21 protein-coding genes are annotated in these 21,644 nt (G+C 62.8%); 10 read left to right on the top strand and 11 right to left on the bottom strand.

From position 1 onward, the window contains the following. On the bottom strand, positions 1-1,012 hold a 1,012-nt coding region (locus tag NKI67_RS30860), incomplete at its 3' end, for an SH3 domain-containing protein (protein WP_352648570.1). A gap of 263 nt (positions 1,013-1,275) precedes the next feature. Between NKI67_RS30860 and NKI67_RS30865 the strand changes: the two genes are divergently transcribed. Further along, positions 1,276-3,702 carry a DNA/RNA non-specific endonuclease gene (locus tag NKI67_RS30865; protein ID WP_352648571.1) on the top strand — a complete coding sequence of 809 codons (2,427 nt, stop codon included), beginning with the start codon at positions 1,276-1,278 and terminating at the stop codon, positions 3,700-3,702. A gap of 86 nt (positions 3,703-3,788) precedes the next feature. Here the strand turns inward: NKI67_RS30865 and NKI67_RS30870 are convergent, their stop codons facing one another. Both NKI67_RS30870 and NKI67_RS30875 read right to left on the bottom strand, forming a co-directional pair. Next, positions 3,789-4,535, bottom strand: a complete 747-nt coding sequence (locus NKI67_RS30870) for a metallophosphoesterase family protein (RefSeq protein ID WP_352648573.1) — start codon at positions 4,533-4,535, stop codon at positions 3,789-3,791. A 94-nt stretch (positions 4,536-4,629) separates the two neighbouring features. Then, the gene (locus NKI67_RS30875; protein ID WP_352457526.1) at positions 4,630-4,983 is read right to left on the bottom strand and encodes an ArsR/SmtB family transcription factor; all 354 of its coding nucleotides are present in this window, start codon (positions 4,981-4,983) and stop codon (positions 4,630-4,632) included. A 193-nt stretch (positions 4,984-5,176) separates the two neighbouring features. Between NKI67_RS30875 and NKI67_RS30880 the strand changes: the two genes are divergently transcribed. Further along, a complete protein-coding gene (locus NKI67_RS30880; RefSeq protein WP_352586884.1) occupies positions 5,177-6,355 on the top strand; it encodes an MFS transporter in 1,179 nt (392 codons plus the stop codon). 38 nt (positions 6,356-6,393) lie between these two features. Here NKI67_RS30880 and NKI67_RS30885 read toward each other — a convergent pair whose 3' ends face one another. Further along, entirely contained in the window at positions 6,394-6,852 is a 459-nt protein-coding gene (locus tag NKI67_RS30885; RefSeq protein WP_023678314.1) for a MarR family winged helix-turn-helix transcriptional regulator, read from the bottom strand. 197 nt (positions 6,853-7,049) lie between these two features. On the opposite strand from NKI67_RS30885, the gene NKI67_RS30890 reads away from it, so the two are divergent. After that, complete coding sequence (locus tag NKI67_RS30890; RefSeq protein WP_023678313.1) at positions 7,050-7,841, top strand: SDR family NAD(P)-dependent oxidoreductase; 792 nt, start codon at positions 7,050-7,052, stop codon at positions 7,839-7,841. A gap of 11 nt (positions 7,842-7,852) precedes the next feature. On the opposite strand, the gene NKI67_RS30895 is transcribed toward NKI67_RS30890, so the two are convergent. Beyond that, positions 7,853-8,452: a LysE family translocator gene (locus NKI67_RS30895; RefSeq protein ID WP_352648575.1), complete on the bottom strand. Its 600-nt coding sequence runs from the start codon at positions 8,450-8,452 to the stop codon at positions 7,853-7,855. A gap of 92 nt (positions 8,453-8,544) precedes the next feature. Here NKI67_RS30895 and NKI67_RS30900 point away from each other — a divergent pair, with 92 nt between their 5' ends. Then, positions 8,545-9,414 carry a LysR family transcriptional regulator gene (locus NKI67_RS30900; RefSeq protein ID WP_352648577.1) on the top strand — a complete coding sequence of 290 codons (870 nt, stop codon included), beginning with the start codon at positions 8,545-8,547 and terminating at the stop codon, positions 9,412-9,414. 53 nt (positions 9,415-9,467) lie between these two features. On the opposite strand, the gene NKI67_RS30905 is transcribed toward NKI67_RS30900, so the two are convergent. Both NKI67_RS30905 and NKI67_RS30910 read right to left on the bottom strand, forming a co-directional pair. Further along, entirely contained in the window at positions 9,468-10,121 is a 654-nt protein-coding gene (locus NKI67_RS30905) for a dihydrofolate reductase family protein (RefSeq protein WP_352648579.1), read from the bottom strand. A 151-nt stretch (positions 10,122-10,272) separates the two neighbouring features. After that, positions 10,273-11,640 carry an Nramp family divalent metal transporter gene (locus NKI67_RS30910; RefSeq protein ID WP_352648581.1) on the bottom strand — a complete coding sequence of 456 codons (1,368 nt, stop codon included), beginning with the start codon at positions 11,638-11,640 and terminating at the stop codon, positions 10,273-10,275. A 236-nt stretch (positions 11,641-11,876) separates the two neighbouring features. On the opposite strand from NKI67_RS30910, the gene mntR reads away from it, so the two are divergent. The 3 genes from mntR (at position 11,877) to NKI67_RS30925 (ending at position 14,892) form a co-directional block, all read left to right on the top strand. Beyond that, positions 11,877-12,332 carry a manganese-binding transcriptional regulator MntR gene (gene mntR, locus NKI67_RS30915; protein WP_023678308.1) on the top strand — a complete coding sequence of 152 codons (456 nt, stop codon included), beginning with the start codon at positions 11,877-11,879 and terminating at the stop codon, positions 12,330-12,332. A 223-nt stretch (positions 12,333-12,555) separates the two neighbouring features. Next, positions 12,556-13,473 (top strand): KPN_02809 family neutral zinc metallopeptidase, encoded by a 918-nt coding sequence (ypfJ, locus tag NKI67_RS30920; protein WP_352648583.1) that lies wholly within the window; start codon positions 12,556-12,558, stop codon positions 13,471-13,473. 150 nt (positions 13,474-13,623) lie between these two features. Continuing rightward, positions 13,624-14,892: a TCR/Tet family MFS transporter gene (locus NKI67_RS30925; protein WP_352577727.1), complete on the top strand. Its 1,269-nt coding sequence runs from the start codon at positions 13,624-13,626 to the stop codon at positions 14,890-14,892. 55 nt (positions 14,893-14,947) lie between these two features. On the opposite strand, the gene carA is transcribed toward NKI67_RS30925, so the two are convergent. Further along, on the bottom strand, positions 14,948-16,165 hold the full coding sequence (carA, locus tag NKI67_RS30930; protein ID WP_084641355.1) for a glutamine-hydrolyzing carbamoyl-phosphate synthase small subunit: 1,218 nt from the start codon (positions 16,163-16,165) through the stop codon (positions 14,948-14,950). Between the two features lie 319 nt (positions 16,166-16,484). On the opposite strand from carA, the gene NKI67_RS30935 reads away from it, so the two are divergent. Further along, positions 16,485-16,934 (top strand): GatB/YqeY domain-containing protein, encoded by a 450-nt coding sequence (locus tag NKI67_RS30935; RefSeq protein WP_023678304.1) that lies wholly within the window; start codon positions 16,485-16,487, stop codon positions 16,932-16,934. A 57-nt stretch (positions 16,935-16,991) separates the two neighbouring features. Next, a complete protein-coding gene (locus NKI67_RS30940; RefSeq protein WP_352457535.1) occupies positions 16,992-17,549 on the top strand; it encodes a GNAT family N-acetyltransferase in 558 nt (185 codons plus the stop codon). A gap of 2 nt (positions 17,550-17,551) precedes the next feature. On the opposite strand, the gene NKI67_RS30945 is transcribed toward NKI67_RS30940, so the two are convergent. From NKI67_RS30945 to NKI67_RS30955, 3 genes are all read right to left on the bottom strand, one after another. After that, a complete protein-coding gene (locus NKI67_RS30945) occupies positions 17,552-18,733 on the bottom strand; it encodes an MFS transporter (RefSeq protein WP_023678302.1) in 1,182 nt (393 codons plus the stop codon). A 128-nt stretch (positions 18,734-18,861) separates the two neighbouring features. Beyond that, positions 18,862-19,071 carry a DUF2061 domain-containing protein gene (locus NKI67_RS30950; protein ID WP_023678301.1) on the bottom strand — a complete coding sequence of 70 codons (210 nt, stop codon included), beginning with the start codon at positions 19,069-19,071 and terminating at the stop codon, positions 18,862-18,864. A 132-nt stretch (positions 19,072-19,203) separates the two neighbouring features. Beyond that, complete coding sequence (locus NKI67_RS30955) at positions 19,204-20,868, bottom strand: Na/Pi cotransporter family protein (RefSeq protein ID WP_352648585.1); 1,665 nt, start codon at positions 20,866-20,868, stop codon at positions 19,204-19,206. 378 nt (positions 20,869-21,246) lie between these two features. Between NKI67_RS30955 and NKI67_RS30960 the strand changes: the two genes are divergently transcribed. Beyond that, positions 21,247-21,618, top strand: a complete 372-nt coding sequence (locus NKI67_RS30960) for an RcnB family protein (protein WP_352567922.1) — start codon at positions 21,247-21,249, stop codon at positions 21,616-21,618. Positions 21,619-21,644: the final 26 nt, after the last annotated feature.

Genomic DNA, 21,644 nt, shown 5'->3' on the forward strand with positions numbered 1-21,644 from the left:
GGCAGTAGGGCAGTAGGGCAGTAGGGCAGTAGGGCAGTAGGGCAGTAGGGCAGTAGGGCTGTAGGGCAGTCGGGCAGTTGGGCACTAGGGGAGAGGGTGGAGCGCACTTATGGAGATTTCCGTACGGCCCTCCTGCCTTATTTCCCTTACCACTATCCCCCAGCGCCAACTGGTCCGTGATCTCGAAGCGTTCGGAAGCACCGACGCGGATCATGTTCAGGCTGCCCTCGCGGGTGAAGCGGAATTCGCCGGGTGCGTCCGCACCGGCCGGCTTGCCGGCCTTGAAGCTGATGATGCGCGTGCCGCCATCGGGCCAGGTCACGGTCACGTCGGTCTTGTCGCCGGTGCGCACCACGCCTGCCTTGCAGCTGGTCATCGGCTGGCCGAGATAGCGCGCGCAGGGGATGGCGTTGCCGGCACCGGGTACCGGTGTCCCCGGCGGCTGAAGCCGCGCAACGGTCTGTGCGTCGGCCGGGGGCGCCGCGTTGGCCGCGCCGAAATTCCGGACGGGGTCGGCAGCCACGGGCGGCGATCCATCAACCTGTGCAGTCGAGGGGTTTCCAGCGGTCAGGGCCAAGCGGTAAGCGTCCTCGATCGCCACCCTGCCGATTGCGTCAGCGGAGTTCAGCGTTGTTTCGGGACCGGTTGCGCCGAGGCGCGTTGTCAGATCGGGCAGCGGTTGAGAGGCAGGGTTCTCCGTATCGGCCGCCGCCTGGGGCGTCACTTGCTGGGGATTGATGGGGTCGAGGTAGCGTGCGGGAGCCCATCCGCTCAGCTTCGGGTCGTCAATGTCTTGGACTTTGCACCACTTGTAGCCGCTGACGTCGCCGCAGCCGAGGTTTTTCACGCTCGATCCACTCGGCAGCCGCGCCTCGACCTTGCCCATGGCCGACGCCGTGGCGCGCACGTTCAGGAGATCATCCGGAGCAAGACCCGTCACAATCGAGATGATGGGCTCCGGCTCCTGGCCGTTGGCCGGCAACTCCGCCAGCATCAGCGGAGCAGCAACCATCGCAAGCAGCGTCGTCGGGAGTGTTACTGTGCGCCTAATCATCTGCCATGGGCGGTAGGTTCAATTGCCGAAGGCGCGGCCAGGCACGAAAGCGCCATCGCACGCCAGCCGGTTTTTATAGGCGACGAGGCGGCGCTGTGTAAGCCCGAAAAGGTGCCGCGTGTTGAATCGCGACCAGGCCACTTCCGTGAACTAACAGCCGGCAAAATATTGCACATTTCATGTAAATATGCACTCTCTCAAGTAAGGTTGAGGAGGGCAATATGGTCGACCTTGAAATATTTGCGCAGGTGGAAAACATAGTTCGCCAGCGTATCAAGAAAACGCGCGCCGAGATTGAGGCTTCACTTGGTCACATCGCCAACGGCAATCCGCTGGCCGCCGAACAGACCCTCTCCAGGCGCCTCGACAGGTTGCAGGTAAAGGCGTCGCTCAGCCGCACCGAAGCGGAGATGATATCGGCAGCGATCGACATGAGGTCTGCCGGGGAAAGAAAGGCCGCCGCCAAGCAGCCAGGGCCGGAGGCAATTCTCGGCCCAACGCTCGATTTCATCGGGATCGCATTCCTCGAGCGTGGGCGCCGTGCTGCCGATGCGGTTGGCCGCGTTGCCTTTCTCAACGGCAATCCACAAGGATCGGGTTTTCTGGTCGGGCCAAGGCTGTTCCTCACAAACAACCATGTGATTTCGTCGCCGGCGGATTCCCGGCGCTTCCAGGTTCAGTTCGATTATGAGCAGGACGGTGCGAATGCCGTGCGTACGCCGACGACGTTCCTGTTCGATCCTGAATCCTGTTTCGTGACCGATAGCATAGAGGGTCTGGACTACACGCTGATCGGAGTCGGCGAGCGGCGTTCCGGTCCAAAGGAACTGGGGGAGTTCGGTTTTATCTCGCTGTCGGATGCGCGCGACAAGCATATGCTCGGCGAAATCGCCAACATCGTTCAGCATCCCGATGGCCGCTTCAAGGAACTGGTGTTGCGTGAAAACCGGCTGGTGGCCCGCGACGAAACGGTGCAAGTGCTGCACTATGTCGCCGACACCGAACAGGGTTCGTCCGGTTCACCGGTCTTCAACAATGAATGGGAACCTATTGCCCTGCACCATTGGGCTGGCCCGTTCCACGAGGTGACGGGCATAGGTGGCTATGCGCTTGCGCGCGAGATCAACGAAGGCATACGGATCAGCGCCATCGTTGACGATCTGGGTGCTAGAAAGTCCAAGCTGCCGGGCTCCTCGGCATCGGCGGTTTCGCAAGCTCTGGCGATTTGGGCCGGCATGCCGCGCATGATGGACGAGACAGTTCGGCTGAACGCCGATATTCGCGAAGATGTGCCGGACAAGCCGGTGCAGCGGCCGGAACCGGATCGCAATCCGCCGGCGACGAGACACAATGCCGATGGCTCGGTCACCTGGACTTTTCCCGTCGAGATAAATGTCCGGGCGCCGCTGATCGACCGCGACGGAGGCGATGCGAGACGAAGCGACGGCAAAGGCCCGGCAAGCGAACCCGGGAAGGTGGCCATCGCCGAGGCCGCGGGTTGGAAAACAGAGGATTTCGACGATCGTGGAGGGTATGAGCCCGGCTTCATACCGGGCTTTGTCCTGGCAATGCCGACGGTTGCCAATTCACCCTACCGGTTGGCCAAAAACCTTCTTGCCAAACCGGGAGAGGACCCACACGAATTGCGCTACCATCATTTTTCGATCTTGATGAACGCCGATCGCAGGCTTGCCTTCGTCACCGCCTGCAATATCGATGGATTCCGCACCAAGGCGGTCAATCGTGAGGACAAGACGGTCATCGACAACCCGTCGCTTGTCGAATTGGGGGTGGAGTCGATTTCCGGTTCGGAAGCCAGCGATGCTTTCCGGCCGGATCGGCGCATCGACCTTGGCGAGCAGATGAACCAGGAATTCTATTCGAGCCAGAATGTGCCTGGATTTCCCGTCGCAAAATCCAAGGAACGAATCGCTCGAATGTTCCAGAAGGGCCATATTACACTTCGCGGCGACCCCGCATGGGGCGTCGATCAGGAGGCGGTCGCGGCAGAACGCGACACGTTCTTTTATACCAATGCTGCGCCGCAAGTCGGCTTCTTCAATCAAGGAAGCTCGCTTGACCATCCCGGCTCCAAAGGGAAGTTGAGATGGCGCGCGGTAGAAACCTATGTGCTGCGCAACGCCTATACGACGCGAGGCCGTGTCACGGTGTTTGCCGGGCCAGTGTTCGGCGAGGACGATCCTCCCTACCGCTTCGACAGCCATGTTCCGCTGAAGTTCTGGAAGATCGCGCTGTGGTCCGATCAAGCTGGCCTGCGCGCCATCGCGCTGCTGGCGGACCAGAAGCCGGTTTTGGAAGTGATGCCCGAAGCGTTCGGCGAGCGTGCCGAGGCATTCGATGACCCGCTTGAAATTGCCAGGGTATCGGAGTTCCTTTCGACGGTGGCCGAGATTGAAGAGCTGACCGGCCTGAACTTTGGCCAGCAGGTGCGCGACGCCGACATTCGGGCCGGTTCCGAATCCGCCCCAGCACAGACTTTCAACCCAACGCAACTAGCGCCCAAGACGTCACGGCCAAAGCCTTCGGCGACCAAGACTTCGACGTCCAAGACTTCGACGTCCAAGACTTCGGCGGCCAGCACCCGACGTCCTGCCAAGCGATCGAAGCGATCGGCGTCTGACGACTGAAGATTGGACCGGTCGCGACTTCTGCCGCTCGAAGGCGGTCATCCGTTCAGCTAGGGATGAGCGAGCTCAGCCTGGGATGAGCAAGCTCAGCCCGACATAAAGCCGGTGCGCAGCGCGTGAGCCCATTCGGGCCGTCCCGCCTGCTCGGCCTGGCGCGCCGCCGCCTCGTGGTCATAATCGACGGCGATGGCTTCGAAACGATCGGGGTGCAGTTCGACGATGCCATAGCGGGCGTGCGGTGAGCCCTGCTCGGAGACATGCGCCGGCGGCGTATCGTCGTGATAGGCCGGGCAGCCGATGCTGCCTGGGTTGAAAATGATCGGACCGCCGGCAATGCGGATCAGCTCGCTGCGGTGGCTGTGGCCACAAAGAATAATACGGCAGGCGGCATCAATCGCGCCGAGCCGCCGCTCGATGGCGGCCAGCGGCGCGCGCACCAGCCGGCCGTCGACGATCGCGTCAGTCAGGTATTTTTCGTCGTGGTCGGGTCGGGCGTGGAAGGCGAGTACGCCGGGCGCCACGTCCAGCGTTAGCGGCAGCGCGAACAGCGCCTCGCGCTGGGCTGCCGTCAGCCTTTCGTACGCGTAGCGGTCGGAAGGCCACATGGCGTCGTCCAGTGGGTCGCGGGCAACGCGGCGGTCGTGGTTGCCGCGCACCGTCGGCAGGTCGAGCCTCTCGAGCCGCTCCATGGTCTCGCGCGGCCAGAGCGGGCCGGAAACGCAATCGCCGAGATTGACGATGAGGTCGGCGCCGCCGCGCTGCCGCAGATCGTTGAGCACGGCGTCGAGCGCCAGGACATTGCCGTGGATGTCGGCGAGGACGGCAATGCGCATGGCAGGCTCCGTTAATTGGAATGGCTGGAGGGCGGGTGAAGCTACTTTGCTCGCCTCGCGAGGCGGGCGAGAGCGGAACCCAGCTTCGGGTCGTTCAGGCGCGGACTTCGATCTCGTGGCCGCCGACCGCCGGCAACGATGCGTCGCCGGCCGCGGCAATAACACTGTCGAGCAGGCCCGGGAAGCGGCGGTCGAGATCGTCACGGCGCAGCGTGATCAGCCGGCTGGTTCCAACCGCCTCGGTGCGGGTGACGCCGGCCTCACGCAGCTTGGCCAAATGGTAGCTCAGATTGGTCTTCGAGCAGAGATCGAGGAACCGGCTGCAATTCAGCGGCACGCCCTCTTTGCTGGCGAGATAGCGCACGATGGCCAGTCGCGTCGGGTCGCCGAGCACGGCAAGCACGTTCGGCAGGCTGATCTGGTCGGCGGTGGGATGGGGCAAGGTCATGCCCAGGAATTAAGCACATTCGGAGCCGATTTCAACGCATCTCCTCTCGTGGCTAATGGACACATAGTTTCGTCCCGTCGCCCCGTCCTGACACCGGGCTGTCAGGATGGTTCGGCTATTTTGCAGCGGGTTTATTGACATCATGCCCTGTTATGTCCAATTGTTCAATAACCTTTGAACTAAGGAAATTGCCATGGATAAGCGCCTCATCTGGCTTGCGCTCGGATCGTTCACGATTTCGACCGAAGGTTTCGTCATCTCCAGCCTTTTGCCCGACATTGCAAAGGATGCCGCCATCTCCGTTCCGCTCGCCGGCACGCTGATCACCGCGTTTGCGCTCGCCTATGCGATCGGCACGCCGATCCTGGCAACGCTGACCGGCGAATGGGACCGGCGCCGCGTCATCCTGTGGACGCTGGTGTTCTTCGTGGTGGGCAACGTCGCCGCGGCGCTAAGCTCCTCCTTCGAATTGCTGTTGATCGCGCGCATCGTCATGGCGCTGTCGTCAGGCTTGTTCGCGGCGACCGCACAGGGAACGGCCGTTGCGCTTGTCGACGATCATCACCGCGCCCGCGCCATTGCCGTGGTCGTCGGCGGCACTACGGTTGCGGTCGCGGTCGGAGCACCGCTCGGCGCGCTCGTTGCGACGGTTGCCGGCTGGCGCGGCACCTTCTTTGCCATTGCCGGCCTTGGTGCGCTCGCCGGCGCGATCCTGTGGTACCGGCTGCCGCGCGGCATCGTCGGCACCAGGCTGCCGCTCCGGATGCGGCTGGCAGCGGCACTTCGCCCCGGCGTCATGCCTATCCTGGTGACGACCATCCTGGCCCTGATCGGCGCCTTCACCGTCTTTGCCTTTGTCGCGCCGCTCGCGATCGAAGGCGGCGGACTGAACCCGATCGCGCTTCCCGGAATGCTGCTCGCTTTCGGCGTTGGCGCGGTCATCGGCAATATCGGCGGCGGTCAGGCCGCCGACCGTTTCGGCGCGACGCGCACCGTTTGCTGGTCACTGGCGCTGAGTGCCGCGATGCTGGTCACGTTTTCGCTGATCCCGATGTTCCTGCCGCGCGAGATCGCCGGGCCGGCATTGATGGCCATGATGGTGCCGTGGGGCATCGTCGGCTGGGCATTCCCGCCGGCGCAGGCCAGCCGCATCATCAAGCTGGCGCCCGATGCCGCGCCAATCGTGCTGTCGCTGAACGCTTCGGCGCTCTATCTCGGCGTGGCACTGGGCGCCGTGGTCGGCGCCGCGGTGCTGCGCTATGGCGCACCGGCCGACCTCGGTGTGGTCGCGGCGGCATTCCCGATCGTCGGTCTGGGCGTCGTGCTGGCGGGCCACCTGGCGGCGCGTCCGGTGGCGATGCCGGCCGAGTAAGGCTTGTTAGCAAAGCTTGGCTGCCGGCCGCCGATAGTTCAAGTCGCGGCCGGCGGTGCGTCAAAATTCAGCGCGGCGATTTCGTCCAGCGCCGCTCGCAGGCTTGCCGCCTGCTCTTTGCCAAACATCTCCTCGAAGCGCTGCTGAGCGACTTGCCACAGCTTCAGGGCTTCTTCGAGCTTGGTCCGGCCCTGCGGTGTCAGCCTGACGCGCCTGATGCGGCGGTCGGCAGGGTCGGCGAAGGTCTCGACATAACCGTCGCGGATCAGCGGCTTCAGCGTATGACCGAGGGCCGACAGGTCCATGACGAGGGCCGCGGCAATGGCACCCATCGTCGGTTCGTTGCCGACGTGGATTTGATAAAGCAGGCCCTGCTGCGTGGCCTTCAGACCCGATGGGGCCAGCACATCGTCATAGAACTGGCCGAGTTTCCGCGTCGCGCGGCGCAGCATGGCGTTATTGCAAAGCGCCAGGCCGGGCAGGGTGGTTTGGGACATTGGCGGATTTCCGATGAGGGACCGGAAGGGACCCCTCGATGCAAACCAGAAATAGTCCTTGCTCCCCGGATTGACAAGATGGTGGCATATGCCTACGTTCAAATAGTGGCATATGCCAATAATTCGTGTGCCAGTCGAAGCAGGGTGTGTTGCCGTGCGGCACTGGCATTTGGAATCGAACCAGAAGGAGCAAGACAATGAGCAATCAGGACAAAGGTACAGCGGTCGTCACCGGCGCCTCGTCCGGCATCGGCGCGGTCTATGCCGACCGGCTCGCCGGCCTAGGTTATGATCTGGTGCTGGTGGCGCGGCGCGCCGATCGGTTGGAGGAATTGGCGGAGAGGCTCCGCTACGCGTATGGCATCAAGGTCGGCGTCATCAGCGCCGACCTGGCCGACGACGGCGATCTGCGACGGGTCGAGCAGGCGATATCAACCGACGACAGCGTGACGCTGCTGGTCAACAATGCCGGCCTTGGCGGCGCGCAGATGGTGGCAACGGCCGACGCTGATGTGGCCGAGCGCATGATCAAGGTCAATGTCGTGGCTTTGACTCGTTTGACCCGCGCGGTCCTGCCGGAGCTGCTGGCGCGCAACCGCGGTGCCATCGTTAACATCGCGTCGGTGCTGGCCTTCGACACCTCGTTCGGCGGCATCTACAGCGGCACAAAGGCTTATGTCGTCAACTTCACCGAGGCCTTGCAGCGGGAAGTCGCCGACAGCAAGGTCGCCATACAGGTCGTGCTGCCGGGGGCTACGCGGACCGAGTTCTGGGAAGTTGCCGGAAGCGATATTGCCGACCTGCCGGCAGAGATCGTTATGACTGCCGACGATCTGGTCGATGCAGCGCTTGTCGGCCTGGCCAAGGGCGAAACCGTCACCGCGCCCGGGCTCTCCGATCCGGCTGGGTTGGAATCCTATCTTGGTGCGCGGCAAGGTTTCTTCGGCAGCCTGCTGGCCGGCAAGCCGGCGGCACGCTACGCTGCCTGAAATAACTGATCTTACGCTGTCCGCCACATAGGAATGATCGAGGCGGCCAGCAGCAGGCCAAGCACGGCGTTGAGCATGCGCCACTGCCGCTCGGTTCGCAGCAACCGGGCGAGCAGCGTGCCCGCCACGCACCACGCCGCCAGCGATAGGGCCGCTGCAAGACCGAAGACCGTGCCGAGCAGCACGGCGAGCTGCAGCGGCCCGTTGGCGAGCGCGGCAAAGGATGCCGCCGCTCCCAGCCCCATGGCCCAGCCCTTTGGGTTCATCCATTGCAGGCCGGCGCCGCCCAAAAAGCTGTTCGGCTTTGCCATGGCCACGTCCAGGTTGGGCGGACCGCTGCGGCCGATCTTGAGGGCAAGCCACGTCAGATAGAGGGTACCGGCCATTTTCATTGCCACTTGCAGCGAAGGAGCGGCGGCCAGCAGACCGGCGAGCCCGGCAGCGCCTGCCGCAGCCACCGTGGCCAGGCCGGCCGCACTCCCGGCCATCAGCGGGATAGAGCGGCGAAAGCCGAACTGCGCGCCGGACGCCGTCGATAAGGTCGTGGCCATGCCGGGCGTTGAGGTTGAGACCAGCGCGAACAGGGCGAGGGGAAGGACGGTTTCAAACATGCTGCTTCCTTTGAAGCCTGCACGGTAGGCTGTTTGGCTCATCAGCAAATGCAATGTTTGCTATGATCTGTATTAGCAAATATAATGGTCAGATGCTCCGCAATCTCGATACTGCCCTGATCCGAACCTTCGTCACCGTTGCCGATAAGGCCAGCATGACGGCAGCAGCCAATGCGTTGCATCTGACGCAAGGCGCCGTCAGCCAGCAGATCAAGCGCTTGGAAGAGGTTCTCGGCTGCAGCCTGTTCGATCGCGATCGGCGCGGATTGCGATTGACCCGCTCCGGCGAGCGATTATTCGGCAAGGGTAAGCGCCTGCTTTCCCTCAATGACGAGATCCTGGCGGAGATGGCGGGCGATGCAGTTGCCGGTCAGGTGCGGCTTGGCGTGCCGTACGACCTTGTCGGCACCTTGCTTGCGCCGGTGCTCAAGGCCTATGCCGAGGCGTATCCGCAGGTCGAGATCTCGCTTGTCTGCGCCTCGTCGCCGGAGCTGGCTGCGGCCTTGGCGGCTGGCACGATAGAGCTCGCGGTGATCGAGGAGCCGATCGGTCGGTCGGCCGGCGAATGCCTTGTTGTCGACCGGCTGGTCTGGGTCGGCGCCAAAGGCGGCGCCGCCCGCGGCAAGCGGCCCTTGCCGGTTTCGATGGTCGCCGAGACCTGTGCGTTCCGCCCGGTGGTGCTGGAGGCGCTTAACGAGCATGGGCTGGAATGGCGCACCGTATTCGAAAACGGCAGCATCGACGCGACGACGGCGACGGTGCGTTCGGACTTGGCCGTCACCACCTGGTTGGCGTCGACCGTGCCTGTCGACCTTGACATTTTGGCCAACGATCCGGAGCTGCCGTCATTGCCGAATTTTTCGATCAATCTGCATTTGCCGAAGCACGACGTCGCGCCGGCTGCACTGGCATTCGCGGGCCACCTCCGCGATGGGTTGGCAGGGCGACGAGAGGCGGCTTAAAAACAGCAAAAAAGACGGCCAGTGTTCAGCCGTCCTTGATCGCCCCGCGGCATTTACTTCCAGTTCTTGCGTCGCTCGATCTCGGCTTCGGACGGCTGCTCCGTGGCAAATGACCCGGTTTTGATCTCGCCGGAGCGTTCATAGCTCGCCATGAGGACGCCGGTGGTCGATGCCTGCGAACGGGTCAGCTTGAAGGCGGCAGGTATCGTGCCACTGCCGAACAGTTTTTTGCCCTTGCCCAGCACCAGCGGGAAGATCAGCAAGCTGATCTCGTCGATCAGGTCATTGGCGAGCAAGGTCTGGATCAGCTCGCTCGATCCCTGAATGAGCAGGTCGGGGCCGTCCTCCTGCTTCATCCGGCGCAATGTCGCCACGACGTCGCTGCCGAGCGCCTGGCTGTTTTGCCAGGACAGCGAATCCGGCCTGTGCGTCGCCACATATTTGGTGACGGCGTTGAAGCTGTCGGCGATCGGATCATTCTTCTGATAAGGCCAGTGGGCGGCGAAGATGTCGTAGGTTTTGCGGCCGAGAAGCAGCGCGAACGGTTTTGAAAACGTCTCGCCCATCGCGGCGCCCATCACATTGTCCCAGTAATGAAACGTCCAGCCGCCGAATTTGAAGGCGCCAACAGGGTCCTCTTGCGGGCCGCCAGGCGCCTGCATGACGCCGTCGAGGCTGACGAATGTTGCGGCGATGATCTTCCTCATTGGAGCTCCCTTTCCCTGGTCCGTGCCGTCATGGCCGGAGTTCGAGCCAAGGACGGGCGAACGGACATTTGTCCGACAGCGGCCGGCAAATTTCTAGGACCGGGGGCAGGTGACTGCCGACCTTATCGTCTCAGCTTGGAGCCGAGAACGCTCAGCCCAGACCGACGACCGTATCGTAGAGCAGCTTGAAGTTGAGCACCAGGATGAGCCCGGCGACCACCCAGGCCAGCATGGCAACAGCGCGGGAAATGGCGAAATTGCCCATCTTGCGCTTGTCCGAGACGAACTGCACCAGCGGTACGACAGCGAAGGGGAGCTGCATCGACAGGATTACCTGGCTGAAGACCAGCAACTGGCCGGTTCCCTTCTCGCCATAGAGCGCGGTGACCACCACCACCGGAATGATGGCGATGCCGCGCGTCAGCAGGCGGCGCGCCCATTGCGGGATGCGCAGCCGCAAGAACCCTTCCATCACGATCTGGCCGGCGAGCGTCGCCGTCACCGTCGAGTTCAGGCCGGAGGCGAGCAGCGCTACGGCAAACAGGATGGAAGCGATGCCGAGGCCAAGCAGCGGCGACAGAAGCTCGAAGGCCTGGCCGATCTCGGCAACGTCATGATGACCGGTGCCGTGGAACGCCACCGCCGACACGATCAGGATGGAAGCATTGACGAACAACGCCAGTATCAGCGCGATGGTCGAGTCGGTCGTCGCCCATTTGATGGCGTCGCGCTTACCGCGATCGGTGCGCTCATAGGCGCGGGTCTGCACGATCGAGGAATGCAGATAGAGATTGTGCGGCATCACCGTGGCGCCGATGATGCCGATGGCGATGTAGAGCATGGCCGGATTGGTGACGATCTCGGACGACGGCACGAACATCGAATGCAGGATGGAGCCGACCGGCGGGGCGGCGGCAAAGATCTGGATGGCGAAGCAGCCGAAGATGATAATCAAAAGCGCTATGATGAAGGCCTCGAGGAAACGGAAGCCCTTGTTCATCAGCAACAGCAGCAGGAAGGCATCGAGCGCGGTGATAATAGCGCCGCCGATCAGCGGAATCCCGAACAGCAGTTGCAAGGCGATCGCCGTGCCAATGACCTCGGCCAGGTCGCAGGCGATGATGGCCAATTCGCAAGCGACCCAAAGCATGAAATTGACCGGTCGCGGATAATAGGCGCGGCACGCCTGCGCAAGGTCGCGGCCGGTGGCGATGCCGAGCCGGGCGGCGAGTGCCTGCAGCAGGATCGCCATCAGGTTCGACAACATGATGATGAAAAGCAGCGTGTAGCCGAATTGGGCCCCGCCGGCGAGGTCGGTCGCCCAATTGCCCGGATCCATATAGCCGACCGAAACCATGTAGCCCGGCCCCATGAAGGCGAACAGCCGGCGAAGCCAGATCCCCGAGTGCGGCACCGAGATCGTTGCGTTGACTTCGCGAAGGCTGGGCTGCTCGTCGTCATCCGGGCGGGCAAATCGCCACATGGACCGGGGGGCTGAGGTGGCTTCGGCTTCCGACATGAAATGGCTTTCCACTGGAACGATCGATGTTGTCTCCTTATCTATGCCACGGCTGAACATTATGCAATATGCTATATTTCATTGTCTGAGCTTTTTCCTGTGGCCGCTTGGCCGTGCGGCCGGAACGGCAGTGAACGCCGGTTGCGCCGGCCACCGAATGGAAATAAACGGCCAGAACCAATAGGGTTCCGTGTTATGACCGCAATGTCGATTCAAACTGCCGGGAGGAGCGCGTATTGGCGCTGAAGAAAAGACCGGTTCCTCGCGAAAAGCCGCTGCCTGACGCAGAAATCCACTCGGAAGGCTTCAGGCAGACGCGTGAAGCGCGCCGCAGCGCGCTGGTCGAGGATTATGTCGAGCTCATCGCCGACCTGATCGAGGATGGCAACGAGGCGCGCCAGGTCGATATCGCGGCACGGCTCGGCGTCGCTCAGCCGACGGTGGCGAAAATGCTGACGCGGCTGTGCGCCGACGGGCTGGTCTCCCGGAAGCCTTATCGCGGCGTGTTCCTGACCGATGCCGGCCGCAAGGTTGCGGAAGAGAGCCGCATTCGCCACCAGACGGTCGAGGCCTTCCTGCGCTCGCTCGGGGTCAGCGCCGAGACGGCGCGCATCGACGCCGAGGGCATCGAGCATCATGTCAGCGCCGAGACGCTCGAAGCCTTTCGCAAGGCAATAATCGCCGCCCGCTGAAAAGCACGGCCAGCGTATCTCTTCGCGCGACTCGTTTCCCACGAGCAGGGTGAACGGCACAGACCTTGCGATGTCTCGGCCAGAGCAGGCAAGCGTCAGCAAGCATTGCTTGTTCGCACGAAAAATACTGTGACTTGGCGTAACCATTGAGATAATTGTTGTCGTGTCCGATCGAACCGGGACACGGCCCGATCGGCCGGAAAATTGCATCACGGGGGTTGCCATGCTCTGGAAGGGCCGTCGTCAGAGTGACAATGTCGAGGACGAGCGCGGCCAGAGCGGCGGGCTTGGCGGCGGGCCGGGGCAGTTTCGCATCCCGATCGGCGGTCGTGCCGGCGGCGGCGGCATGTCGGGCATTATCATCGTAGGGTTGATTTTTCTGGCAGGGTGGTATTTCGGCTTCGACCCGAGTCAGATCCTCGATAACAGCGGCTTGCAGCCCGGCGGCGGCCAGATCACCGACAATAGCGGCGAGCAAGGCGGCGGCACCGGTGCGCCGGCATCCGACGAGATGAAGCAGTTCGTGTCGACCGTGCTGGCCGAGACCGAGGATACCTGGACCGGTATTTTCCAGTCCGAGGGCCTGACCTATCAAGATCCAAAACTGGTCCTGTTCAGCGGCCAGATTCGCTCCGCCTGCGGTTCTGCCTCGTCAGCGGCCGGACCATTCTACTGTCCCAACGATCGCAAGGTCTATCTCGACACCACCTTCTTCCAGCAGCTCGATCAGCAGTTCGGTGCCTCGGGCGATTTCGCACAGGCCTATGTGATCGCGCATGAGGTCGGCCATCACGTGCAGAACCTCGTCGGCATCCTGCCCAAATTCAACCAGATGCGGCAGAGCATGGGCGAAGCGGACGCCAACCGCTTGTCGGTGCAGGTCGAGCTCCAGGCCGACTGCTTTGCCGGCATTTGGGCACATTTCACCGGCCAGAAGGGCATTTTGGAGCAGGGCGACATGGCGGAGGCACTGAACGCCGCCAAGCAGATCGGCGACGACACGCTGCAGAAGAAGATGCAGGGCTACGTCGTGCCGGAAAGCTTCAACCACGGAACGTCGCAGCAGCGGCAGACCTGGCTGGCGCGCGGGTTCCAGAACGGCAAGCTTTCGGACTGCGACACGTTCAACAACCCGATCTGAGCCGACGGTTTTCTCGTAATCCGAGAGACTGGACCGCAGTCAGGGGATGTCAGGATGAAAGCACTCTGCCCGTTCCCTCATTGTTCCCAGCGATGTGCTCGCCTATAAGGTGTGTTCCCGTTCGCTCGGGCGGCCCGAGGAGATACCATCATGATAGACCCCAAAACCGCCAGGCGGGGCCTTGCGCTTGTTTTCACCACCCTGCTGCTCGACATCATCGGCTTCGGCATCATTATGCCGGTGCTGCCGGCCTATCTCAGGGAATTGACCGGCGTCGGCATCAGCGAGGCGGCTATCGAGGGCGGCTGGCTGTTCTTCGTCTATGCGGCGATGCAGTTCGTTTTCGCACCAGTGATGGGCGGGTTGAGCGACCGGTTCGGGCGGCGGCCAATTCTGCTCGCCTCGGTGCTGACGTTCGCTATCGACAATCTGATCTGCGCTATCGCCTGGTCCTATCCGATGCTGTTCATCGGCCGCGTGCTGGCCGGCATTTCCGGCGCCAGTTATTCCACGACATCGGCGTTCATTGCCGATATCTCGACCGACGAAAATCGTGCGAAGAATTTCGGGCTGCTCGGCATTGCTTTCGGCGTCGGCTTCGTCATAGGGCCGGTTCTGGGCGGGTTGCTCGGCACGTTCGGGCCGCGTGTGCCGTTCTATTTCGCTGCCGGGCTTGCTTTCGCAAACTTTCTGATCGCGCTGTTTCTGTTGCCGGAAACACTTGATAACAAGCACCGTCGCCGCTTCGAGTGGAAACGCGCGAACCCGGTCGGCACGCTCGTCCAGATGCGCAACTACGAAGGTATCGGCTGGATCGGACTTGTCTTCTTTCTGATGACTCTGGGGCACATGATGTATCCTGCGGTCTGGTCGTTCGTCTCCAGTTATCGCTATGGCTGGAGCGAACAACAGATCGGCTTCTCGCTCGGCGCTTTCGGCCTGTGCGGGGCGATCGTCATGGCGACAGTCCTGCCGCGCGTGATCCCTAAGCTTGGCGAGTGGAAGACGGCGGTAATCGGTCTGGCATTTACCGCACTCAGCGCCTTCGGCTACGCCTTCGCGTCACAAGGCTGGATGATCTATGCAGTGATCGTCGTCGGATGTCTCGAGGCGTTGGCCGACCCGCCGCTCAGAAGCCTGGCGGCCGCCAAGGTGCCACCTTCCGCCCAAGGCGAACTCCAGGGCGCGATGACCTCGATCTTCTCGATCACCTCGATCATCACACCGCTGCTTTATACGGCGATCTTTTCCTGGTTCACGGGGCCGAACGCGCCCGTGGTTTTCGGCGGTGCCCCCTATCTGCTCGGCGCGATTTTCCTCACGCTGGCGCTCGTCGTCTTCGTCACCAGGGTGGCCAAGCCGACGCCGAAGGAAGTCAAACGCATGCACGCGCAGGAAGCGGTGACAGACGGGGCTTGATCGGCGCCGGGAGCCCGGCCGGCGCCGTCAGTCAAATCCGTTTTTACGCAATGCGCTAAACACGCTCGGCCAGTGCCGGCTCGCCGCGCTTTTCGCGGATCAAGTTGACGAAGCGGCGAAACAGATAGTGCGAATCCTGCGGGCCCGGCGAGGCTTCGGGATGATGCTGGACCGAGAAGACCGGTCTGCCGGTGAGCGCAATGCCGCAATTCGAACCGTCGAACAGCGAGACATGGGTTTCCTCGACGCCGCTCGGCAATGAGTCGGCGTCGACGGCAAAGCCATGGTTCATCGAGACGATCTCGACCTTGCCGGTGGTGTGGTCCTTGACAGGATGATTGGCGCCGTGGTGGCCCTGATGCATTTTTGCGGTCTTGCCGCCCAGCGCCAGCGCGAGCATCTGGTGGCCGAGGCAGATGCCGAAAAGCGGGATTTCGGTCTTCAACAGATCCTGGATGACCGGAACGGCGTAGTCGCCGGTGGCTTCCGGATCGCCAGGGCCGTTGGATAGAAAAATGCCGTCGGGCCGCATCGCCAGGATCTCCTCGGCGCCGGTTTTTGCCGGCACCACAGTGACCTTGGCGCCGAGGCCGGCCAGCAGGCGCAATATGTTGCGCTTGACGCCGTAGTCGACGGCAACGACGTGCATCGACGGATCAGCCTGTTCGCCAAAGCCCTCGTTCCAGACCCAGGGCGTCTCGCGCCAGACCGAGGACTGGCCGGAGGTCACCTCCTTGGCGAGATCAAGCCCGATAAGCCCTGACCATGCGGCGGCGCGGCGCTTGAGGTCATCGACGTCGAAGATACCGTCGGGCGCGTGCGCGATGACGGCATTGGGCATGCCCTTTTCGCGGATCAGCGCGGTCAGCGCCCGCGTGTCGATGCCTGAAAGTGCGACGATGCCGCGCTTCTTCAGCCACTGGTCGAGACCGGTTCCGGCGCGGTAATTCGACGGGTTGGTGACATCGGCCTTGAACACGGCGCCGACGGCGCCGGCGCGGGCCAGCGGGTTGAGGTCCTCGATGTCTTCGTCATTGGTGCCGATATTGCCGATATGCGGAAAGGTGAAAGTGACGATCTGGCCGGCATAGGATGGGTCGGTGAGTATCTCCTGGTAGCCGGTCAGCGCGGTGTTGAAGCAGACCTCGGCGACGGCGGAGCCGGTGGCGCCCAGACCGCGGCCCTCTATGACAGTGCCGTCCGCCAGCACCAGCAGGGCTGTCGGTCTCTCGCTGGCCCAAGGGGGGGTCGACGCGGCTGTCATCGTTGCCATGGCGGCACTCCTAAAGGTTGCGCCCTCAGTCGGCGCAACAAAAGGCGCGAAGCGGCGATCTCACAGCCTCGGCGCGCTAAGTTTTCATTTGTGCCTGTCGTTGCCCAAAACCGCTACGCATTTTTGGGCGACGTGCACTAGAATTCAATTCATGCAAGGCCCAGTACATAGGGGAAGGCGCCAAGGCGGTCAATGATGCCGCGCCGTGCGAGCCTGGATTTATTTCGTCGAATAATATCAGCGGTTTGCCGGACGCTATCGAGTTTGCGTTGAGCTATCGGCACGACTATTGTCCGCGGCATTCGAAGGAGAAAGCACCATGCGAGGCAAAATCGCCGAATCCCTGAAGAGTGCGATGAAGGCGCAGGACAAGCGCCGGCTGCCGACATTGCGGCTGATCCAGGCGGCCATTCATGATCGCGACATCGCCAATCGCGGCGCCGGCAAGGAGCCGGCCAGCGACGACGAAATCCTGCAGATCCTGGCCAAGATGGTGAAGCAGCGCGAAGAATCGGCCAAGGCGTTCGATGACGGCAAGCGGCCGGAGCTTGCAGCGCAGGAGCGCGACGAGATGGCCATCATCCGCGACTTCCTGCCGACGCAACTGGGTCAGGCCGAGACGGAAAGCGCCGTCCGTTCCGCCATCGCCGAGACCGGCGCTAGCGGCGTCAAGGATATGGGCAAGGTGATGGCGGCGCTCAAGGAGAAATACGCCGGTCAGATGGATTTTTCCAAGGCGAGCGGCATCGTCAAGAGCCTGCTTCAGTAAGCTGCCGAAGGCCCTTGCCGTCGCGCCCGCAATCCGGCAGCCAAAAAGCTCGCGCCCGTGATCGAACTCGTCAAACCGGCGCTTGAACACCTGCCGTCCTACAAGGCGGCCCTCGAGCGCGGCTGGTCGCCGGACAATGTGCGGCTGCTCGACGCGACGCGCGAGCAGCTTGCGGCTATCGAAAAGGATCCAGCGACTTTCCTTGGCGATCTCGACGATTCCGATGGCAAGGGACCGCCGATCACCTTGCCCGACGGTTCGACGGTGCCGCGGCTGCCCGGATTCCGGCGCTGGATCTGGGACGGGGAAGTCGCAGGCTCAATCGGCTTGCGCTGGCAGCACGGCACCGCGGCGCTGCCGTCGCATGTGCTCGGCCACATCGGCTATGCGGTGGTGCCGTGGAAACGGGGACGCGGCTATGCGACCGAGGCGCTGCGGCTGATGCTGGTGGAGGCGAGGGCGGTTGGCCTGCCCTTCGTCGAAATCACCTGCAAGCCTCACAATGTGCCCTCGCAGAAGGTCGTTCTGGCCAATGGCGGCCGGCTCGTCGGGCGTTTCTTCGAGGACGCCGCCTATGGCGGCGCGGAAAGCCTGCGCTACCGGATCGATCTGTAGCCCTATTCGGCGGCAGCCGGCAGCGGCGGCGCAGCCCGGCTTCGCCATTCCCAGACATGCGAGGCAAGCGCAACCGCGACCGCGACCAGCATGGCGATCGCGCCAACCACCGGCAGGCTGCGATAGCCATAGCCGGCATTGAGCATCGCCGCGCCGAGCGATGCGGCGAGCGCGATGCCGACATTGAAGCCCGACGGGATGAGCGACGAGGCAAGGTTGGAGGCGTCCGCGGTCCAGGTCAGGATGCGGGTCTGGATCGGCGTGCCGATGGCAAAGTTGAGGCCGCCCCAGACGAAGATCGCTATCACCATCGGCAGCGGGTAAGGGCTGACAGCGTAGATCAAGGCGAGCATTGCCGCCTGTAGGAAAAGCATGGCGATGAGCGACGGCATCAGCTTCCAGTCGGCGAGCCGCCCGCCGACGAAGACGCCGATCGTTGCGCCGACCCCATTGAGCAAGAGCACCCAAGGTATCCATTTCTCGTCGAGGCCTGTGACCTCAAGCAGCGTCGGCGTGATGTAGGTGAACAGGCCGAACTGGCCGATCATCAGCATCAGCATAATAATGAGCGAGGTCCAGACCTGCTGGCGTGCGAGCACGCGGACCTCGCTTCCAAGGCTCGCCGACGGGCTCGACGATCCCGTCTTGCGCGGCAGCAGGGCGCCGATTGCCGTGAAGGCCACCACACCGAGCGCACACATCACCCAGAATGTCGCATGCCATCCCCAGATGTTGCCGATTGCCGTGCCGGCCGGAACGCCGATTACGTTCGATACGGTGAGGCCGGACAGGATCAGCGCCACCGCCATGCCGCGCTGGTCTTCGCGCACGAGGCCGACGGCCACCACCATGGCAACGCCGAAATAGGCGCCATGCGCCACGGCCACCGCTATCCGCAACAGCAGCATCGAGGCGAAGTCGGGCGCCAGCGCGCAGGCGGCCTGGCCGATGGTGAAGGCTGCAGTCAGTCCAAGCAGCAGGGCCTTGCGGGAGAACCTTTTGGTGGCGAGCGCCAGCAGCGGGCCGCCGACTGCAATGCCGCCGGCATAGCCGGAAACGAGATAGCCGGCGGTCGGGATCGCGACGCCAAGGCCCTCCGCCACCTGCGGCAGCACGCCGGCGATGACGAATTCGGTGGTGCCGAAGGCGAAGGCGGCAATGAACAGGGCAATGAGGGGGAGCATGGCGGAATGGCGATCCTCGGATAAGGTCGCCTCAAACCACGGATGAGGGCAGCGGGCAATCCAGAAATTGTCGACGCCGCTTTAGCTTTTCTTGATCGCCGGTCAGGCGCCCGCCGCGGAGGCAAGAGCTAGGCGGCTGCCTTCCTTCCATAAGGAATTTTCAGCCACGCTCGCTCGTGAAGATAGTAGAGCAGCGACTTGGTGACGACCTCGGTCAGGCCGATGGCCGCGGCGAGCTTGATGCTTCCGGTCACGACGAGCGAAATGATCATCGTGTCGATGGTGCCGGTGACGCGCCAGGAAAGCGCTTTGGCGAAGCTGCGAGAATGGGTGTCCATCGACTTTCCTTGCGGTAGATGCGGCGATCTTTAGCCGACAGACAGGAGGTGGCGCAAAGATAATTTTTGCGCATTGGCCCACAGCAATTTTCATAGGCGATGTTCTGAAGCTACCCGGCCTGTGGACGCAATCTATCCAGCCTTCAGCCGCGAACCGGTGAGCAGGCCGCGCTCCTCAAGCACGGGATAGGCCATCGAGGCGAGCAGCGAGTTGATCTGCTTGAGGTCGCGAATGGTGTCTAGATGAATGGAGCTGGTCTCGACGCTCTTGGGGGTGCCGTCGCGCAGCCGCACGAAATGGCTCTGGCTGGTTTCCTTCTCGCGGTCGCGCAGCCGGTCCTTTTCCAGCACCAACTGGCGAGCGGTCTCCGGATCGCGGGATACCAGCACGTTGAAGGCAAGCCTGGCATTGGCAAGCACCAAGCCATGGAAGGCGCAAAGCTCACGCCAGCCTTCCGGCGTGAACTCCAGCCCGCGCTCGAATTTCTTCTTCACGTGGACCAGCATGTTGCGCACGATGATGTCGCCGACCTGCTCCAGCTTGACGCAGGCGCCGATCAGCTCCTGGCAACGCAGCGCCTCGTCCTCGCTCAACGGGTTCTTGGTGACCTTGGCCAGATAGAGCTTGATCGCAGCGTGCTTCCTGTCGACACGGTCGTCGAGTGCGGCCAACGCGCCGATCTTGTCGGCATCGGCGCTCTCATAGAGCTCGATGATCCGTTTCAGCATGATCTCGACCGTTTCGCAGACCCGCACCACCTCGCGGGTGGCGTTGGCCAATGCCTGGCTCGGCACGTCGAGCGCACTTTCGTTGAGCGCCGAAAGCTCGACGACGTCGAGCGCGTTAGCGTCCTGGGGCTTGGTGCCCAACGCCACGATCCTTTCCGAGGCGCGATAGACCAGGCTCGCCAGCGGTAGGCCGGCGATCAGGATCAGGATGTTGAAGACAATGTGGGCATTGACGATCTGCTCGGGCACCGTGCTGCCCAAGAAGGCGACCGGCGGCTTGAACGTCAGGAACAGGATCAGCATGATCAGCGAACCCATGCCGCGCATCAGGAGATTGCCGATCGGCACGATACGAACGCCGGGTTCTGCGTTGCGGGTTAGAAGCGGCGCGATGATCGAAGAGCCGAGATTGACACCGAGCACCAGCACGATGCCGAGTTCGGGCGGGATGAAGCCGCGGCCGGCCAGCGTCACCATCAGCAGCACCGCGGCGATCGAGGAATGGAACAGCCAGGTGACCAACGCCGCCAGAAGATAGGCGGTGACCGGATCGCCGGAGAAGTAATCGACGATGAGCGGCATCAGCGTGCTCTGGCGCAGTGGCTCCGACGCCTGGCCGATCATCTCCAGCGACAGAAGCAGCAGGCCGATGCCGACCAGGATGCGGCCGAACTGGCGCCAGTCGCGCCGCTCGGTGGCCATGAACATGACGGTGCCGGCGACCAGGCAGATCGGCACCAGCAGCGACAGATCGAAGGTGAGCAGCTTGACCACCAGTGCTGAGCCGATCTCGGCGCCGCGCACCGCAAGCTGGCCCGACATGCCGCTGACAATACCGGAGCCGGCGAATGAGCCGACCAGCAAGGTGACGGCGGTCGAGCTTTGCAGCGCGACAGCCAGGCCGCAGCCGGCCAGAACCGCCATGAACGGATTGCGCATTGTGGCGCGCAGTTTGTGGCGCAGCACATCGCCATAGGCGCGCTCGACGCCGGTCTTCACCAAACGGGTGGCAAACAGCATCAATGCGACCGCACCGGCAAGGTGCAGCAAAACGACAGAGCCACTCATGCCCGACCCCGCAACCCAACAGATGCCAGCGACGCGGGCGCCGTGACGTCAAGGGTGCAAAAGTGGGCGCGAATCGTGGACATTGCAGAGGTTGATATTACTCCGATTTATTTTAGCCGAATAATAAATTTTGCCCGGTTCCGACCGCCTGTTGGCACGCGACGGAGCGTGTCGGAAATGGATGGTGACAAAATGGTTGCATAGACTGCGGAGTTGCGGCGGGTCATGCGTCCATTCGCGGATGCCAGCTTTAAAGGTAGCGCTGAATTAGTCGTTCTAAATATAAGAAATCATTACGAAAACGTAATCTCGGTGTTCAGTTTCGGTTCATCCGTCCGGCTCTATTCCCTAGGCATCGACAACCAAGGAGTACCCGCCATGAAACGCGTCGTTCTTTCCGCCATTGCCTTCTCGATGCTGGCTGCAACCACCTGGCAGGGCCAGGCTGCACCTCTGAACACACCAAACGCGCCGCAGTCGAACTACAGCCAGGTCGACTGGCAAAGGCCCGGCAGGCATGTCGACGTGAACAAGCGCGTCGTAGTGAAGAAAAAGATCGTCGTGAAGCGCAGCCATTGGCGCAACGGCCAGAGATATTCCAGCTGGAAGCGTCACCAGCCGATCCGCGACTATCGCCACTATGGCCTGCGCCGTCCGGGTCCCGGGCAGGAATGGATCCGGGTCGGCAACGACTATCTGCTGGTCAGCGTTCTCTCCGGCCTGATCTTCGGTGCTATCGCCGCGCAATGAGCCCGGAACGGCTGACCGCGCTGCGT

This window comes from Mesorhizobium sp. M0408 (genome assembly GCF_040321495.1).
Taxonomy (GTDB): domain Bacteria; phylum Pseudomonadota; class Alphaproteobacteria; order Rhizobiales; family Rhizobiaceae; genus Mesorhizobium.